General features: G+C 54.1%; 14 protein-coding genes. 3 read left to right on the top strand and 11 right to left on the bottom strand.

Annotated elements, in window-relative coordinates:
- Positions 1-208: 208 nt before the first annotated feature.
- Genes D7M11_RS25475 through D7M11_RS25465 form a run of 3 tightly spaced genes read right to left on the bottom strand, consistent with a single transcriptional unit; the run spans position 209 to position 1,241 of the window.
- Positions 209-676: an SGNH/GDSL hydrolase family protein gene (locus D7M11_RS25475; protein ID WP_193556275.1), complete on the bottom strand. Its 468-nt coding sequence runs from the start codon at positions 674-676 to the stop codon at positions 209-211.
- A 13-nt stretch (positions 677-689) separates the two neighbouring features.
- Positions 690-1,031: a hypothetical protein gene (locus tag D7M11_RS25470; RefSeq protein ID WP_120750089.1), complete on the bottom strand. Its 342-nt coding sequence runs from the start codon at positions 1,029-1,031 to the stop codon at positions 690-692.
- Between the two features lie 24 nt (positions 1,032-1,055).
- Positions 1,056-1,241: a hypothetical protein gene (locus D7M11_RS25465; protein ID WP_120750088.1), complete on the bottom strand. Its 186-nt coding sequence runs from the start codon at positions 1,239-1,241 to the stop codon at positions 1,056-1,058.
- A gap of 162 nt (positions 1,242-1,403) precedes the next feature.
- Between D7M11_RS25465 and D7M11_RS25460 the strand changes: the two genes are divergently transcribed.
- On the top strand, positions 1,404-1,649 hold the full coding sequence (locus D7M11_RS25460; protein WP_120750087.1) for a helix-turn-helix domain-containing protein: 246 nt from the start codon (positions 1,404-1,406) through the stop codon (positions 1,647-1,649).
- A 660-nt stretch (positions 1,650-2,309) separates the two neighbouring features.
- Here the strand turns inward: D7M11_RS25460 and D7M11_RS25455 are convergent.
- Positions 2,310-2,492 carry a hypothetical protein gene (locus tag D7M11_RS25455; protein ID WP_120750086.1) on the bottom strand — a complete coding sequence of 61 codons (183 nt, stop codon included), beginning with the start codon at positions 2,490-2,492 and terminating at the stop codon, positions 2,310-2,312.
- A 157-nt stretch (positions 2,493-2,649) separates the two neighbouring features.
- On the opposite strand from D7M11_RS25455, the gene D7M11_RS25450 reads away from it, so the two are divergent.
- The gene (locus tag D7M11_RS25450) at positions 2,650-3,063 is read left to right on the top strand and encodes a hypothetical protein (RefSeq protein WP_120750085.1); all 414 of its coding nucleotides are present in this window, start codon (positions 2,650-2,652) and stop codon (positions 3,061-3,063) included.
- 26 nt (positions 3,064-3,089) lie between these two features.
- On the opposite strand, the gene D7M11_RS25445 is transcribed toward D7M11_RS25450, so the two are convergent.
- Positions 3,090-5,309 carry a right-handed parallel beta-helix repeat-containing protein gene (locus D7M11_RS25445; RefSeq protein ID WP_120750084.1) on the bottom strand — a complete coding sequence of 740 codons (2,220 nt, stop codon included), beginning with the start codon at positions 5,307-5,309 and terminating at the stop codon, positions 3,090-3,092.
- A 496-nt stretch (positions 5,310-5,805) separates the two neighbouring features.
- The gene (locus D7M11_RS25440) at positions 5,806-6,057 is read right to left on the bottom strand and encodes an MFS transporter (RefSeq protein ID WP_120750083.1); all 252 of its coding nucleotides are present in this window, start codon (positions 6,055-6,057) and stop codon (positions 5,806-5,808) included.
- Positions 6,058-6,299: 242 nt separating this feature from the next.
- Between D7M11_RS25440 and D7M11_RS25435 the strand changes: the two genes are divergently transcribed.
- Positions 6,300-7,388, top strand: coding sequence for a DUF418 domain-containing protein (locus D7M11_RS25435; RefSeq protein WP_120750082.1), 1,089 nt, complete (start codon positions 6,300-6,302; stop codon positions 7,386-7,388).
- A 74-nt stretch (positions 7,389-7,462) separates the two neighbouring features.
- Here D7M11_RS25435 and D7M11_RS25430 read toward each other — a convergent pair whose 3' ends face one another.
- The 5 genes from D7M11_RS25430 to D7M11_RS25410 all read right to left on the bottom strand — a co-directional run bounded on the left by D7M11_RS25430 (position 7,463) and on the right by D7M11_RS25410 (position 16,544).
- On the bottom strand, positions 7,463-10,042 hold the full coding sequence (locus D7M11_RS25430; RefSeq protein ID WP_240041302.1) for a glycosylhydrolase-like jelly roll fold domain-containing protein: 2,580 nt from the start codon (positions 10,040-10,042) through the stop codon (positions 7,463-7,465).
- A gap of 66 nt (positions 10,043-10,108) precedes the next feature.
- Entirely contained in the window at positions 10,109-11,455 is a 1,347-nt protein-coding gene (locus D7M11_RS25425; RefSeq protein WP_158606826.1) for an ABC transporter substrate-binding protein, read from the bottom strand.
- A 180-nt stretch (positions 11,456-11,635) separates the two neighbouring features.
- Positions 11,636-12,517: an AraC family transcriptional regulator gene (locus tag D7M11_RS25420; RefSeq protein WP_120750080.1), complete on the bottom strand. Its 882-nt coding sequence runs from the start codon at positions 12,515-12,517 to the stop codon at positions 11,636-11,638.
- A gap of 144 nt (positions 12,518-12,661) precedes the next feature.
- Positions 12,662-14,590, bottom strand: coding sequence for a hypothetical protein (locus tag D7M11_RS25415; RefSeq protein WP_120750079.1), 1,929 nt, complete (start codon positions 14,588-14,590; stop codon positions 12,662-12,664).
- A 19-nt stretch (positions 14,591-14,609) separates the two neighbouring features.
- The gene (locus D7M11_RS25410) at positions 14,610-16,544 is read right to left on the bottom strand and encodes a twin-arginine translocation signal domain-containing protein (protein WP_120750078.1); all 1,935 of its coding nucleotides are present in this window, start codon (positions 16,542-16,544) and stop codon (positions 14,610-14,612) included.
- Positions 16,545-16,858 lie beyond the last annotated feature (314 nt).

Raw genomic sequence — 16,858 nt, 5'->3', positions numbered from 1 at the left:
TACATTTTATACATCATAATTAGTTCGGTATCTATTATGCCAAACCAACAACACAGCAAAAAGCCTGCCAAGAGGACTTAACCCGGCAGGCATACGATTAGTCGATACGAATCGGTGATGATCAATATACTAGGAGAAAGCTGCAAGCTACGGTAACCCGAATTGCAAACGGATACAGAATGAGAAAGTGGTAGGTGGACATTCATCCTTACTCGCCTGACGTTGTGTACCAGCTTCTTGCCGTTGGGTCCGTTTTGAAAAATTGAGACAGCATAGCCGACACTTTCGCCGTACTGGAAGCGTTCGGGTGCATTTGATCGGATGGAATGTAGTCTTCAAGCTCCCATGCAAGCCCGTCGCTTCTCGGGGTCGCGCCGTTTGCCCATAAATACGGCCCCCATGCTACCCAAGGATCGCCCGGAGTCTGTCCTTCTTCCCATTGTTCGATCATCCATTTATACGCGAATCCGCCTTCGTATGCCCATGGCTCCTGACTGCCATTGCGAAGCGCGTATCCGCCATAGGTGCGGCTCGAAACGTACAAAAGGTGCAAGTTCGGATTTTTCGACTTGAGCGTTTGCACGATTGCAGTCAGAGCATCGCGAAAACGCTCTGCATCCTCCGGAAACTGCATCGTATCCCCCGCTACTACTTCTTTCAGCCATACAACTTGCACTTGTTCGGGAGACTTATAGTTTCCCCGATTCGACTGCCGCCGACTTTTTCGGTACCGGGAGTGATTCATCGACGCGAAGAGTATCGGTCAGCAGCCCCACGACCAGTCGCACACCGTCCCGCAAACCTTGCAGGTACATGCCCTCATGTTCCATCGCTCGTGTCAAAGGCGCCTTGTCCACCCATTCCAAAAAGGGCGGGTTCGGCATATTGCAGATTCCAACGACCATCGCTTGATAAGCCGTACTCTCTTCCTTGCGATACCTGCTCAGCCCAGGGTCACTTTCAAGCTGAGCTGCGACATGATCCAATCTCCTCTGGATCGCTTGTTGAATCCAGGCTGGGAATGCCATCATCTACTTCCCCCCTCTCTTCTGCAATTATCGCCGATGCCGCTCACGTCCAGCGTTCTGTTCCTGCAGCCGGACGATCAATCGATCAATTTTTCGGCTCTGCGCCTGAACCGCCTCATTTTCAGCCAGAGGGATTCCTCGTTCCAATGATTCGATCGCAGTCTCGATTAATGTTCTGCGTTCCGCTTCCAATCGTTCCAGCAATCGACCCATCGTCAGCCCTCCATGTCTGCGTAGAGTGGTGTCATCGCTTTGATTTACAGACTGAATACTTGTTTTAATGCGAAAATCGGTTTATTTTATTTTAATTCGATTTTCGCATTAAAACAAGTGCAGACTCACATACAATTTGGCTTGTAAGGTGGGTGCATGTCCATGAAGCATCGCAAAGAACCCCCGGGTGACAAAAATATAATAGGAACTCGTGTCGTCGCCCTTCGCAAAGCGAAAAAGATGAAACAGAAAGAATTTCTCGCCAGACTGCAAACGGAGGGTCTCGATATCAGCCCGACCAGTCTATCCCGGCTGGAAGGACAGTATCGTTTGGTCCAGGATTACGAAGTTGTGGCGATTGCTAAGGCGTTAGAAGTGTCTGTGCGTGACTTGCTGGGCGAAGAGTAAGAATAAGCTTGGCAACTTTCAAGCATCAACATAATGCTCGAGAAGCACTATCTAGGGGCGAATCCGCGCTCGAATCGCCATTTCGCCGGAAATCGAGGGCAATAGTATTCAAAAGAACACTATTCCGCTGCGACTGCCACATTTTCGCGGACATAGTGCTCGAAGGAGCTCTATCTAGCTCGAATCGGCGCTCCGAACCGCCATTTTGCCGAAAATTGCGGGCGGTAGCGTTCAAAAGAACACTACTCCGCCGGACTGCCCCGTTTTCGCGGACATAGTGTTCGAAGGAACATAATCTAGGGGCGAATCCACGCTCCGAACCGCCATTTTGCCGAAAATTGCGGGCGGTAGCGTTCAAAAGAACACTACTCCGCCGGACTGCCCCGTTTTCGCGGACATAGTGTTCGAAGGAACACTACACTCCATGCCACGAATTCCTCTCTGTAATGGACCGGCTCCTTCGAGCACCAGTTCTATTCCGATTTCGAGCCCCTACGAGTCAGCACAAATAAGCCGCGAAATTCGCGGCTTTTTGCTGCATCGGTTTCAAGTACAAGCGGTACCTCTAGTACCGGGAAATACGTTCAACGCAGCTTTACCCGGCAGCAACGCAAAGAACTACTCACCATAAGAAACGAGCGAGCTGAAACCAAGAAGGTCTTAAGGAGTTAAGAAAATACTCCAAAGGATCGATAGGATGAGATAACCAAACATGATGGCGCCCCACGCCGTATGATGGGCTGTGCTCACACCGCCTTTTACAATTTTCTTGGCAAGAGCAACTCCGTTAACGAAAAAGATGATGGCAACGATGGGGGTTACAAAAGCAAACACGTAAATCATCGCTACGCCTCCTTCTTGTAAAAAAGATTTCCATTCATTGTAAAAGATTATTTCGATACTGACAACGCTATATGGAATAAGATGGTAAAATAACGCAACTTACCAATTTTCAGGGCGTCTATCTATTTGCATACAACCACAAGGAGGGTACCTTACTTTGAAGAAATTTATAGTCGGATTGGTTTGCGGGGCTGCTATCGCCTCATCGACGGCCGTTATAGCTTCGGATACGCTTCAGGCGTATTTGTTTCCCAGCCAAGTGGCGATCACGAATAAAGGAACGATTCAACCTATCGACGTTACCGCTGAAAACACCCTGATCAATTACAACAACAAAGCCGCTGCCGGACGCCTCCTATTACAGCTTTACCGTTCCCTTCAATCCGGTCGACAGCGAAGCCCAGCCGCTTGGTCCGGGACGTTACCGGATCACCCTGGAGAGGTCGAAAACCGTCAGCTACACGGCAGCAGGCGAAAGCGATGTCGTAACAGAACCGCTACTGCTGAATACGCGTACGCCCTCCAGCTTTATATTCGAACTGGACTAACAAAAGTACCAAAAGACGCCTGACGGACAAGCCGCAAGGCGTCTTTGCTTCAATGAAGGTCAATTAGCGTATTCCCGGAGGGAGCGCTTAAAACGCTTCCCGTCTTGAGCAGGTTCGCCACGGTGTCGTCCGAATAACATTCGGAGAACAGTGAATTCGTGCCTGTCTGAACGTTCCAGATAAACGTGCGGGTCGCCGTCGCCGTGTCGGTAGAATTATAAAATATGCAGCCGCGGAACAAGGAAAGCGGTTTGAGCGTTCCGTTCTCCTCGATGCGGATGGCGTAGTCGGACGCGGCGATGTCTTTTTCGAAACGACAATCCACGAACTCCGTTCGTATATCCCGATTTTCCGTATTACGGACGATTCCGATCCGCTGCGTTCCGCTCAGTACAGCCTGCACGGATTCGAAACGGATACGTCCTGCCGTACTCAGGTCCATCCCGCCTGCTACCGAGCAGCGAGTAATCTGCAGATTACCGGCGGTTGTCGACTGCCCGATCGATTGTACATTACCGGTAAACCGGCAATTGTCGAAGCTTGCCTCCTGGAAATCTTTCAGTACGATAACTTGAAGCAAACAATTCCGTACCTGTAGGATCGGCGTTCCCTGAAGCGCTTTCAAGATAAGCGCCGTTCCGGCGTCGACACAGGAGCAGTCGTTGACGAACAATTGCAGCTTGGCGTTGTTGGACAAAACAATATCGCCGGAGGTCGCCGTACTCGACATCAGAAGCGAAGGGTCGGACGCGGAATGATCGTACAGGCAATCGCTGATCCGAATCGTGGCCAATTTGTCATTGCCTGCGCACAAAACACCAGTCGCATTTTGCCCGGAAGCGGTTACGTCCAATCGGAAATAGCAATGATCTAGCGTAACCGTATCGTTCGCATGATAAGCATTGATCGCCATGCCGATACGCGATCCGAAGACGAAGCAGTCGCTGCACGTCACAGAGAACCGGTCCCCCTTGCTGTCGCTGGCGATGAAACCGTACAGGCCGTTGCCGATCGCGACGCACGAATCCAATACAAACGGTGCCGTCGATGTTTTGTACGGCCGGTTCACGCCGGGGGCTACTGTAAATCCACAGTGGGTGTTGTTTTCGGCTACACACTGCGAGTAGGTGACGTTCTCCGAGTTTTCCGACCAAAAGCCTGCATTGAATTCCCCGCCTCCGTACAACTTGGACTGGTCGTGCCCATAACTCGCGTGACATTGGGAAAAGCTGACGTTCCAGCTCCCCTGCTCGCAGACGAATCCGATTCTCGTGTAATCTTCCGCCGAGCAGCGATCGAACCGGACATGGTCGCTTCCCGCCACATAAATGGCATCGCCGTAATTGCCCCGCCCTCGCTTTGACGTGCAATTTTCGACGATAATCCGGCTGCATTTCTCGATCCGCAATGGCGACATGACGCTGTTGCGAAACGTGCAATTAGTAAGCCGAATATCGGTCGAATTGAACAGGTAGCAGGCTAGCCCGCCGGTGAACGCATTATAGTTCGAGCTGCTCCATACGGACGGATCGCTGCTAACCCCTCCGTCGAACGTCAAACCCTCCAGCGAGAGACCGGTTCGGCCCGTTATTCGGACAAAATTGTACTTGTTCGCGGTCGGCGATAGATTCTCCACAACAGACTTGCCATGCGCAAACCAAGACGTGGTGACGAGCAGGCCGTAGGCTTTGTATGTACCTTCTGGAAAATACAGCCGTTTGGACGCCGCTGCCGCCACTGTATCTGCCAATTGGATTGCAGAGCTGTCATCCGTCGTTCCGTCCCCTTTCGCTCCAAACCACCGCACGTTGTGGTAATCGGTTTCTTGAATACGTTTCAATCTAGCCCCAGAGACATTAACGAGGAGTGTCCCTGTATTATCGGCTGATGTCGTATCGAGCGGATCGTATATAAAATGACCTTCTTGCCCCGGATCGTTCAAAAAGTACACATAATCCAGATCCAGCGCAGCAGCCGTCCGCAATTCCGCAATAGTAATCGGAACGACATAGGACATATCCAGCAGCTTCTTCAGCTTATGGGGGTCCATCGGTCCTCCGTATACGGAATGCTGCACCGTGTTTCCGGAATTCGCTTCACCGTATACGGTTCCGGATAGTGGGCCCGGCAGCACGAATCCCGCAGCGGCAGCCGCTCCCGCGATTCCGATCGTTGCAAGCGCCTGCCTCCGGCTCAGCACGCCCCCTTCCGGCCCGATCTTCGCTCGCTCCGGGATTTCATGCTCTGTCTTCCCATTTTCCCGATTCATAGTATGCGCCTCCTATGTATTCGTTTTCCTTACCAGATTGAATCCGCTTTCATAAAAAATTGCAAAATCGCTCGAACATTTTCACCTTCATCCTCCTGATCGTTTCAGGTTCTTCACCCCCGCAAAAACTCCGTTTCACGAAAAAGAAACCGATTACCGTATTGATTCGAGAAAACGAATTCTTAACACATATATGCCTTTTAAAAAGGGTAAATATGTAATACTATCGCCAATTATATTATACGTATTCCTAAAATGTAAACAAAAATTTCAGCGGGAAAGAAGCGGGTAAAACAAAAAGGGATATTGCTTGTCGCCAGCAACAAGCAGTATCCCGCCCCCTATAGAAACTACGCTAAACAGCTCGGCCGCTTGCGCTTGCCGCCTGGGTTTTCGGTCTCCGAATGAGCAGAACAAGCGGAAGCACCAGCAAAATAATAACCGTTCCGATGACAAACACATCCTGTATGGCAAGAGCTTGCGACAGCTCGCGGGGTTAGGCGGCGGACGGCGGCAACGCCGCTTGATGCGCTGCCGAGCGCGAAGCGAGAATCGAGCTGAATATGCTGACCGACATGGCCGCCAGCCCTTGCCTGATCCAGTTCATAACACCGGACGCTTGACCTGACTCTTCCTTGGATACGGCCGACATGGCCGAGTTCGTGACCGGCGAGTTGCACAGCCCGATACCAGCATAACGGATCATTAGCCAGATCGTGACGAAGGCGATGCTTGTCGTCATATTCATCCGGCTAAGCTCCCATGTCGCGAAGGTGACCTGAAGGCGTGGGTTTTACGGCCTGTTCTATAAACATGCGGTGATTTTCTTCACCTGATTTTCACCTGACTATTTAATGTACAATATCAATTAACCCGTTGTCACCTTTTTGCCAACCGTGGTTGTCCCCCTTGACCTTAGGTCTGACCTAGGGCTTATCCTGGAAACGTTGGAATCGGCGAACGGCTGGCCGTTAAAACCTTTCACAGGAGATGATTGAGATGGGTCCCTCAAAAGAGCGGATAATCGCTTACGATTTTGCCAGAGCTCTAGCAATCTTTGGTATGATTATCGTGAATTATAAGCTGGCAATGCAGACGGAACATGACGCTGCGGCATGGCTGCAGTCGATTGCCGGTATGTTTGAAGGAAGGGCGTCTGCCTTGTTTGTCGTGCTGGCTGGCATCGGTGTAACGCTAATGACCTCGAACACCCGGAAGTCCATGAGCAAAGAGCTTATACATCAATGCCGGAACAGCCTGTGTCGCAGAGCCGCATTCCTTTTTGTAGCCGGACCGGCTTTACTAGGGATAGGCTGGAACGCCGATATCTTGCATTATTATGCCGTATTCATGCTTGCCGCGGCCGTCTTGGTTACCGCCTCTGACAAAACCTTGCTTTGCCTTTTCGCTATAGTTCTAGTCACATCGCAGGTCTGTTTACTCGTATTTGATTACAGCAAGGGATGGGAATCGAGCTTTAAAGCGTATACGGACTTGTGGACACCGGAAGGATTTGCCCGCAATTTGGTTTTTAACGGATTTCATCCCGTTTTTCCTTGGCTCGGCTTCTTCCTGTTCGGGATGTGGTTGGGCCGGAAACGCTGGCCGGATAAAGCTAACCGGTCGAAGCTGCTTCTGATCTCGCTGTTTGGCCTGGTTTTTCTCGAGATACTTTCTTATTTACTAAGCATATGGAGTTCCGCGGTTCTGGATGATGAAGCGACCCGTTATTTTTTCGGAACGAAGCCGATGCCGCCTAACATGCTATACGTTCTCTCCGGAATAAGTTCAGCTGTGTTTGCTATAGCGATTTGCTCCTCCATCGTGGAGCATTATAAGGATGCTCTTCTGACGCGAGCGGTGATTCATACCGGTCAATTATCGTTATCTCATTACATCGGACATATCGTTATCGGTTTAGGGATACTGGAGACAGCCGGTTATTTGGAAAACGGCAAGCTTTCGTTTTCAATGGCTTATGGGACCGTTTATTTCATAATTGCCATCGTCTTTTCGTATTGGTGGAGGAAAGGGATGAAGCGCGGTCCGATCGAGTCGATTATGCGAAAGCTTTGCTGAAGTCTCTTGCCATGCCCTCCCACAACAAACAAGCTGGAACGCACATGGGCGTAACCAGCTTGTTGTTTAGGCCTTTACTCGGTTTGACCGTACCGCCGCAGCACAACCGGACCAAGCAGACCGGACGGCAGCGACGCTTCGCAAAACACATTCGCCAAACTATTGGTGACACGCACGCGGAGCGTATTCTCCCCTGCTCGCAGCGTGCCTGATACGTCATGGTACGCATAAGGCTGCCAGAACCGGGTGCCTTGCGGTACCCCGTTCAGCTCCACCTCCGCCATTTCCCCTGCTTCGCCCAAGTCCAGCTGGACTGTGCCGCCGGACAAAGCCCGTTCCTCGCTCCAGTCAAAAACCGTCTCGTACTGCATCGTCCCGGACAAATGCGCGAGCTGCGGCCATGTCGTCCAATCGGTCAGTGCCGTCAAGACGAACGGCTCTTCCGCACGCGCATCCGACGCAGCAATTTCCTCGAGTCCGGACGTTACCTTCTCCGGTTGATCCGGCAACGTCCGCGCGATCAGACTTACGGTCCACGGTGCGGAAAGCGGAATCGTTTCGAGCAGATTTGGCTCATCTTGAACCGGGCTTTCCTGCGGCGGCGCCGATTCGTCGACCACATACACGATCGCCTGTCGCCTCTCGATGGCAGCGGCGAAAGACATGCCGCTTGAATCGGTTAAACGTTCGACCGTTTGCGTCTCCGTCCCGGCGTGCCACGGATCCCATCGCTCCGCATAACCGCTGTGCCGCAAAGTTACGCGGCCTGCCCAGCGTTCTTCGCCTTCGTTCACTAGCACGTAACAAGTGAAGCCTTCTTTGCGAACGACGCTCGTCCGGATCGCGGACGACGCCGCTCCTTCCAGACGGATCGGCCGATCGGCGAAGAGATCCAGCTCTTCGATCCTCTCTGCAGGACAAATGAAACGTGCAAACGGCGCGTAACTGTCGTTCGCCTCAAGCGCAAGCACCGTACCCCCGCCGTCCGCAAACCGCTCCAGCGCCTCCCGCGTCTCGGACCGGAACCGCTGCGGCTGATCGACGATTACCGTCCTATAGACTTGCCGCTCGATCCGGATCGTCCCGTCCGAAATAGCGCTGTTCCGCAAGAGCAGCTGCTCCTCCAAATAGTTGAACTCGATCTGATGCTCATACAGAGACATAACCGCTTCCCAAGGCAACCTCTCCGCCTCGCACAGCACGGCGACGTCAGTAACGTTCACGCTGTCCGTCATCAACCAGCTCATCCGCCGCATGTACCCGCTGAACAAGCGATAGTGCGGCCACCAGATGCTGTTCGGTCCGACATCCGGCGGACGCTCGTGCTTGCGGAAATCGGACAGCGAGTAGTAAAACGCATGAGGCACGAGCATATTCACACCGCGGACGAACAGCCAGTCCATGTACCACTTGATGTCGTCAGCCGGCAAGTTCCAGCCGTGCGGCTCGCGAAAGCAAGCGCCGAAGCATTCGTTCAAGTTGCGCCTTCTGCCGCGGTGACGGGCTGCGTCGGAGCTGCATTTGCCCATGGTGCTGTGCGGTCCTGTAATGCCCTTACCGTCGCCCGGCTCGAAATAACGCCACACGATATCTTGTCCGGGCAGTCCGAAATAATCGAGCAGACCGATCTCGTCGCTATGCGCCGGATGTCCGGTCAACTGAATCCCGTGGGCGGCGCACCATTCCGACAACGGACGATAGTAGCTCTGAACCGTACGTTCATGAACGGCTGCCTGATACGAAGAGCGAATCGCCGCCGTGGTTTCGCCCGCATCCAGCCACAAGGCGGCCAGATCGCGCTCCTGTAAGCCGAACGCAGCGGCATAAGATAAAAATCCGTGCGTCCACGGACGCAAGTCGCTCACGGGGCCGCGCCCCAATAAGTTCGGCTCGTCCGTAAACATCGCGATAATCGTGTCGCCGAAGTACGGATGCAATCGTCTGTAGTACGCCTCGTGCGTCAGTTCAATGAACAGCGCCGTCGCATCCGGATTGAGCAAATCCGCGGCACGAGGCGCGAACGGCTGACCGTCGTCCTGCCCTTTGTAAACGCCGCGAATCTTTCCATGCGACCAAGTCTCCACGAATAGCAGCACCGACCACGTTTCCGAAGCCGGCGGCTCGAACACGAGAGTGTCGTGCTCCAGCGCGAGCGTCGCGACAGAGGTCAGGTCGATGGTGCCGTCCGCGCAATGCCGTACCGCCTGCGCGGCCAAAACCGTCTCCCCGTCTTTCAGTGCGATCGGCGTCTCGAGCCGTCCTCCGGTACAGCTCCACCTTCGCATCGCCAGGGCCCTGCTGGCATATGCCGGGTTTGTTTCGACAATCTTGCCGTTAGCGGAGCCGGACGGATACATCGCCTCGTCATACAGCATCACTTGCATCCCGAGCCTGGCCGCTTCACGGACCGCCGTCTCCACATAATCCATGTAAACGTCCGACAAATACGGGATCGACTCGGACAAGCCGAGGCGGGGATGAATGACGCATCCCGCAACCCCTTTGTCGTAAAAATCGCGCAGCTGCCTCACGATTTCGCCGTGATCCAATTGATCGTTCCAGAACCAGAACGGTATCGGAGAATAACGGTCGGCCGGCTCCATAAATGCCTGCCGGAACTGCTGCATTCGTGCAGGTTCATCGCTGTTATGCATACTCAAAATCTCCTTTGCTCCTGCATCCTCCCGGGGCGGAATAACTGTTCTTCCATACCGGGCGGTTTACTTTTTGCTTGCGGCCTTCAAATCGGCGACGGTCTTGTCGGCTTTCTCCGCCGTTTCGCGCAGCACGGTGTTGAGGTCTTTCTCGCCGCGGATCGCATCCAGCACAGCAGCCGTGTACACCTTTTCCACCTGCAGCTCGTAGGTCGACTTGTACGAGATCGGCGCCAGCTTATTGAAGTACGCGCCCTTCCAGTTTTTATCCTTGAACTGGCTTTCGCTGCCGAAGACGCCTTCGATTGTTTTGTCTTTCAGCACAGTCATCATGCCTTTTTTCGAATTGGCCGTTTGCGACTCTTTGGACGTCAAAAACTTGATGACTTCCATTGCGGCGTCCTTGTTTTTGGCCATCGAAGTGATGCTCATCGCAACGGCTGTAGCCTGACCGCCCACGCCCTTCAGCTCCGGAAACGTCGGGAGGGCCACCATATCCCAGTCGATTTTCTCCAGATCTTTCGGCACAGCCGCAGGGAATTCCGAGTGGAAGTGCAGCATCGCCACATCTTGCGAATTCGTAAAGTTAAGACGGGTCGGCAGTCCTTTTTTCTCGATGACATAGTTTTTCATGCCGTTATTCGCGTCGGTATCGATAAAGATCGTCTCGATCAGCTTTTTCCACGTCTCCCGCTCGAACGTCGATTTGCCGGTTTTCTCGTCCAGATAAGGATCGGAGAACGGAGTCATTTTGAGCGAATATTGCTGCGAACCGATAAAGCCGAGATACTGCACATTGCCGTCCTTGCGCGTCAGCTTCTGCGACGTCGCCTTCATCTCATCCCAGCTCATGCCGTCTTTCGGGAACGGAACGCCGAACTTGTTGAACAAATTTTTGTTGTAAAATACCATCGGCACTTGAAGGCTGGTCGGCAGCATATACAGCTTGCCGTCGCCCGCCCGGCGTATGCCGTCAATGACCGAAGGCTCGAACTGGGCCAGATCGACGCCGTGTTTTTTGGCCAGATCGGTCATGTCGTAGCCAATGCCCGAATTCAGCAGCGGGTCGATCACGTAGTCGAACACGTTGTATATAATGTCCACCCGGCGTCCCGTCATGATCACCTCCGGTATCAGCGAGCCCGGCTCCTGACGCAAGTACGAGATTTTGTAATCCGGGAACTTGGCGCGGATCACGTCGCCGAACTTGCTGTTGAAGCTTTCTTCCGCTTCGCCGGACGTGCTGTAAAAGATGAGCTCCACAGGCTCGCTCGGCCCCGTCTTCGCTGCAGGCGTTTTTCCGTCTTCAGCCGGTCCGGCTTGCCCTCCCCCGCCTCCGTTTCCGGACGAACATGCCGTCAGCAGCGAGCCCAGCAATACGGGAAGAATAATCGCGCGGTACTTCTTTTTCATGGTTTGCGACCCCTTTACTAGTGAGATTGAATGCTTCGAAGCGCTTCCAACCTCATCATAAACGGTGTGATCCCGAACCTCCATTGGCGATGTTGACTTCCAACATGGCGATTCGGTCATATGGCCGCATTTCAGGCACATCATTCTTTGCAACAAAAAGACCACTACGGTCCGTAGTGGTTAGCGATGCAACTCCCGATATTTGCCGGGCGTCATGCCGGTGACTCTGGTGAACAATTTGCTAAAAAAAGCAACATCTTCGTATCCGACCATCTCGGAGACAACGTTCATCTTCTCGTCCGTATCGGTGAGCAGCCGTTTCGCCTTTTCCATACGTACCCGGTGTACATATTCGATCACCGTTGACGCTTTGTGACGATGAAACAACCGGTTCAGCTGGCGCACCCCGATATGAAACAGCTCCGAGAGCGTAGCCAAGGTAATCCGCTCGTCATAATGGCGTTCGACATAGCCGCAGATCCGCTGAACGAGCAGCTCGCTCGACCCGCTGTCTCCCTTCGTCTGCTGATCTTCCGTATAGTAGCGGGACAGCAAAATGAACAGCTCCGTCATTCGCAGCTGAACGACCGCCTGGTAACCGGGACGGGCCTGCACCAGCTCCTGGTGCAGTTCTTTCAGACCGGAGCGGACTACATCCTCGATGGAGCCGCGCAGGTTCAGCTTGTGATGAAACCGGGCTTCCTTGTTCAGAAACGGCTGCACGTAGAAAAAGTCCAGCGCATCGGACAGGCGCAGCTCACGCAATAGCGAGGTTGGGATAAACCCCGGGTCGAACAAGCAATTCGTCACGACAATATGCTGTCCGTCCTGGATCGAGTACCCGTGAGCTTCCCCCGGGTTAATAATAAAAATATCGCCGGCCCGCACCTCGTAGGAGATGTCCTGGAAGAGGTGGGTCGCCTGCCCGGACTCCACATAGATCAATTCTACAAATTCATGCCCGTGCAGCGGCGGGCTGTCGAACTTGTCATGGCGATTGCGCTTGATCCAGAATGGAAAATCGCGAGGGTGCTTGTAGTAGGACATGGTTTTGATCTCCAACCTTCATCCCTCCTCTGTTCTCCGTTTATTTATCCTTGATTAAAAAATACCAGTCCCTTACAGCTTCGTCAATAAGCGGGCAAGATCAAGACAAACAGAGCCGCCTCCTCGAAGGAGACAGCTCGTCTGCCGGTTGCGGTGGAATCACAGCGTGTCCGACAGGGACCATATGCCGGGCAAACTCGCGTTCGCGGCGTATCGCTCCTGCGGCTCGACGATCCACGACGCCGCTGCGGCTGCGCCATTCAGCTTCAATTGATCCGCTCCGCCCGCCTTGATCCGCACTTGACCGCCCGCCTGCGAGGCGTTAACGATCGTATACGTCAAACCAAGCGACACGGACGAAACAGGCAGTTCCACATCGAGCACGCCCGTCGCTGTCTCGGGCAAACGCAGCTCGTATCCGGCCCATATGCCCGATGCGCAAACAAGCGGCGAATCCAGCAGCTTCAAGGGGCGATCCCCGGTATAACGCACGGTCACGCTACCAGCCTCATTAACCCGCATAAATCCTTTGTTGCCGTCCAGGTCGTTCTCTCCGAAGCCGTCTACGATCGTCATCCGCTGCACGGACGAACCCGGAGCCGTCTGCATCCAGAACGGCGCCCTCATCCTCGGTGTGGAGCGTGTGTCAACGGCGCGGGGACGAATAAGCGTAATGCGGCCGGTGTGCGTCATCCCTTTGGTGACATCGTCCGCTGTCAAGGTGAGAACGAATGCGCTTTGCAGCGTATAACTGACCCCGGTCACCCCTTCTTCGTTCGGGTCCTGCACCATCACGTCCGTAGCTATGACAACCGGGGAATGCTTGCCCCAGCGCCCCCATTCTACCCCTTTGCGTTTGGGCCGCACAATCATGGCCGTTTCGATCACGATTTGCCCGCGAATCGTTTTTTGCAGCTCGGCGGGAGTGCTCGGAGCCGGGTTGTTGAATTTGATCGCGCCGTTCTGCCCGTCGTCTATGGAACGAAAGTTCGATACGTATACATTGAAGAACGGCTCCTCTACAACGGAACGGGACAGGAAGCCGGGCACAAGCTCCAGACCGCCCATTTTGTTATTACGCGTCGTCACATCGATCAGAGACACATCGACATACGACTTGGCCTGCGCATTCGGCTCAATATCAATACCGAACGCCGGTCCCGTCCAGGCGATATTCCCCGTATTGCGATACTCCCCGCCGATGATGCGGCAGCAGCGCCCGGCCGTAATCGATAAGCCTTGCCTGCGGTTGTTATCGGCCACGCAATTTTCCAGCGTAATATGCTCCGGAATCGGCAAAGTCGGATTCGCGGGATAAACCCCGATGTAATATCCGTCGCCCCAAAACTTCTCCGCCCATCCGTCTTGAATCGTAATATGCTTCGCGCCGGATACGATGTAAAACCCGAAGCCCCATTCGCCGCCTGTGCCCGTATGCGTCGTACCCACATCGCCGATAACCCGCGGGCGATACATCGTCACATGCTCCCGGCCTTGAAAATTAAACAGGATATATTCCCCGTTCGCGCTCCCTTTCGCCTGAAAGCGGAACTGTCCGTCGAACAGGTGGCGGCTGAAGCTTGGCGGGAAAATGCCGCCGGCAAACTTGGACGCCGGATAATTCGGATCGTCGCAATCGATGATCGGCGCCATATCTCCCGTGTAGGTGTACGTCCTCGCATTTTTCGCATATGCCGCACGAACGCGAGCCGTACAATCGACCCCGGACTGGACGCCGGCTTGCAGCATATCGATACCTTTCGATAGATCCATCACGGCTACTTTACCCGCAGCGCTTAGTGCATGATCCACGAATCCGTCCGGCGTCCCCGTATAGCTCGTGCTCGCAACCATGCGGTAGCAAGCGCCTCCGCCGTCGCCCGCTGCATAGTAGCCGCTTGTCCGGACCCACTGTCCCTCATCGACGCTGCTTAACAGCCGCATCTCTGCTACCGTGTCCACCTGCACACACGACAAGCTCGCCGCTTCGGCGCGATTAAACGTCAGCATACTCCCCGCCAGCACCGTCCCGCCTGCAATCCCAAGCGTGCTAAGCAAGGCTCGTCGGCTTAATTTCCGGTTCTCCATCTTTATTCCCCATTTCTTATTAGATTTGATCCAGCAGCAACCACAGACCAGGCATATGGGCCTTTACCGTATACGCTTCCTGTGCATCTACGATCTGCGCAGCACTGCCCGCCGCTCCGTTTCGCTTCAGTTGGTCCGCCCCGTTCGCTTTGATCCGCACCTGACCGCCCGCCTGCGAGGCATTCACGATCGTATACGTCAAGCCAAGCGACACAGCGGCAGGCGGTAGCTGCACTTCGACGATACCTGACGCGGCCGCGGGCAAACGCAGCTCATAACCAGCCCACATGCCGTCGGTAATCGTTAACGGCTGATCGAGCAATTGGACGGGACGGTCTCCTACATAACCCACCGTTACGCCATCGGCCGCATTGATGCGAAGAAAGCCTTTATTCCCGTCCAGATCGTTCTCGCTTGCCGGGTCAAGGACACGCAGCCGCTGAATCGAAGAACCGGGAGCCGTTTGGATCCAGAACGGCGCCATCATTTTCGGCGTTGCGCGCGTATCGATCGCTCTGGGTCGAATAAGCGTTACTATCCCGATCGTCTGCATTCCTTTGCTTACATTGTCCGCCACAATTTCCAGCGAAAATGCGCAACGGGCATGATTCGTCGGGGCGGCAATGCCGGCTGTGTTCGGATCGAGCACGGTTACATCGGATGCAATCACTTCCGGCGCATTCCGTATCCATCTGCTCCAGTCCACTCCTTTGGTAACCGGCCGTTCGATCGTCGCCTTCTCGATGACGATACTGCCGAACAGCTTCCGATTGATATTGATGCTGCTGGATAAGTCCGGATACGCAAATCGCATCGCGCCGACATTGCCGTCCTCGACCGAATGATAGTTGCTTACATACACGTTATAAAAGGGATTCACCACATTCGCTGCGGATAAATACCCCGGCACGAATTGAATGCCGCCGCGCGAATTGCCTCGTGTCACTACGTCGGTCAAAGCTACATCGATATAAGCGCTTGCATGGTTATCCGGCTCGATGTCAATTCCATACGAGGGCGGCGTTGAAGCTATTTTCCCCGTATTGCGATACTCGCCGCCTATAATACGGCCATGCTTAACCGCCGTAATCGACAGGCCTTGTCTGCGGTTCGAATCCGCGATACAGTTTTCGAGCGTAATATGCTCCGGTGCGGTCTGCATCGTATTTTTGTCTTCCGCTACCCCGATAAAATAACCGTCTCCCCAAAACTTCTCGGCCTTTCCTTCGACAAGGGTCACATGCTGCGCTCCTCCCGCCATGTAAAACCCGTATCCCCATTCGCCGGTCGTTCCCTGATGCGTCTCGATGTCGCCAATGACCCACGGCCGCCGCATCGTAACCCGTTCGCAGGCCTGAAGGTTAAACAAGGTATAGCGGTCGAGTGAAGATGTTTTCGCCTGAAACCGGAATCGTCCGTCAAACACATGCTCGCTGTGGTTCGGAGGCCGAATGCCGCCATTGTTGCGCGTCGTCGGGTAATTCGGATCGTCGCAATCGATGATCGGCGCCATATCCCCCGTGTACGTGTACAACCTCGCATTTTTCGCATAAGCCGCACGAACACGAGCCGTACAGTCGACTCCGGACTGGACGCCGGCTTGCAGCATATCGATGCCGTTCGACAGGTCCATCACCGCCACCTTGCCCGTTGCACCCACAGTATGATCCACATAACCGTCCGGCGTCCCCGTGTAGCTAGTGCTCGCGACAATGCGATACCAGGCGCCTCCACCGTCGTTCGCGGCGTAGTACCCGCGCGTCAGGACGATCTGACCTTCCTCGGGCTGCGCCAGCGCTTTCAGTGCTGCGATGTCATCGACCGCTATCAGCTGTACCTCGCCTGCTGCATGTACATTGTTATGCAGCAGCAGCCCCCCTGCGACTAGCAGCGCCCCTGCCGCTCCTGCCGTGCCGAGCAGCGTTCGACGGCTTATTTTCTTGTCCTCCATCATTAATCTCTCCTCATGATTGAATGACCGTAAGCGTTTGCATATTCTAAGACTATCGCAGCGGTTCCTCTTCTGACTATTGGCGATCTGGACTTTGCACAAGGCTATCCGGTCTTCCGTCGGCGGGGTAAGAAGCTTCGGATCGAGGGGGTTCGGTGAAGCGTTTTAACGGTTTTGTCAACCCCAACTTGCTTGAACAACGCACAAGCACCGCTCCCCGCAATCGACCAAACGGCCTGTTGCGGAAAAACGGTGCTTCCCTCCGGTAGATCTGATTTTTATGTTTTGCTGTTCCGCTAAATCCCGTGGAACTGATG

It is taken from the genome of Paenibacillus ginsengarvi, from assembly GCF_003626695.1.
GTDB lineage: Bacteria > Bacillota > Bacilli > Paenibacillales > NBRC-103111 > Paenibacillus_AB > Paenibacillus_AB ginsengarvi.
Note: the sequence above shows the minus strand (reverse complement) of the source record. Positions and strands in the feature narration are given on the sequence as shown.

Coding starts and splice junctions, on each gene's coding strand:
- D7M11_RS25470 (WP_120750089.1), bottom strand. CDS start 1,031: ATGATGGCATTCCCAGCCTGGATTCAACAAGCGATCCAGAGGAGATTG.
- D7M11_RS25465 (WP_120750088.1), bottom strand. CDS start 1,241: ATGGGTCGATTGCTGGAACGATTGGAAGCGGAACGCAGAACATTAATC.
- D7M11_RS25460 (WP_120750087.1), top strand. CDS start 1,404: ATGAAGCATCGCAAAGAACCCCCGGGTGACAAAAATATAATAGGAACT.
- D7M11_RS25455 (WP_120750086.1), bottom strand. CDS start 2,492: ATGATTTACGTGTTTGCTTTTGTAACCCCCATCGTTGCCATCATCTTT.
- D7M11_RS25445 (WP_120750084.1), bottom strand. CDS start 5,309: ATGAATCGGGAAAATGGGAAGACAGAGCATGAAATCCCGGAGCGAGCG.
- D7M11_RS25440 (WP_120750083.1), bottom strand. CDS start 6,057: ATGAATATGACGACAAGCATCGCCTTCGTCACGATCTGGCTAATGATC.
- D7M11_RS25435 (WP_120750082.1), top strand. CDS start 6,300: ATGATTGAGATGGGTCCCTCAAAAGAGCGGATAATCGCTTACGATTTT.
- D7M11_RS25430 (WP_240041302.1), bottom strand. CDS start 10,042: ATGCATAACAGCGATGAACCTGCACGAATGCAGCAGTTCCGGCAGGCA.
- D7M11_RS25425 (WP_158606826.1), bottom strand. CDS start 11,455: ATGAAAAAGAAGTACCGCGCGATTATTCTTCCCGTATTGCTGGGCTCG.
- D7M11_RS25415 (WP_120750079.1), bottom strand. CDS start 14,590: ATGGAGAACCGGAAATTAAGCCGACGAGCCTTGCTTAGCACGCTTGGG.
- D7M11_RS25410 (WP_120750078.1), bottom strand. CDS start 16,544: ATGATGGAGGACAAGAAAATAAGCCGTCGAACGCTGCTCGGCACGGCA.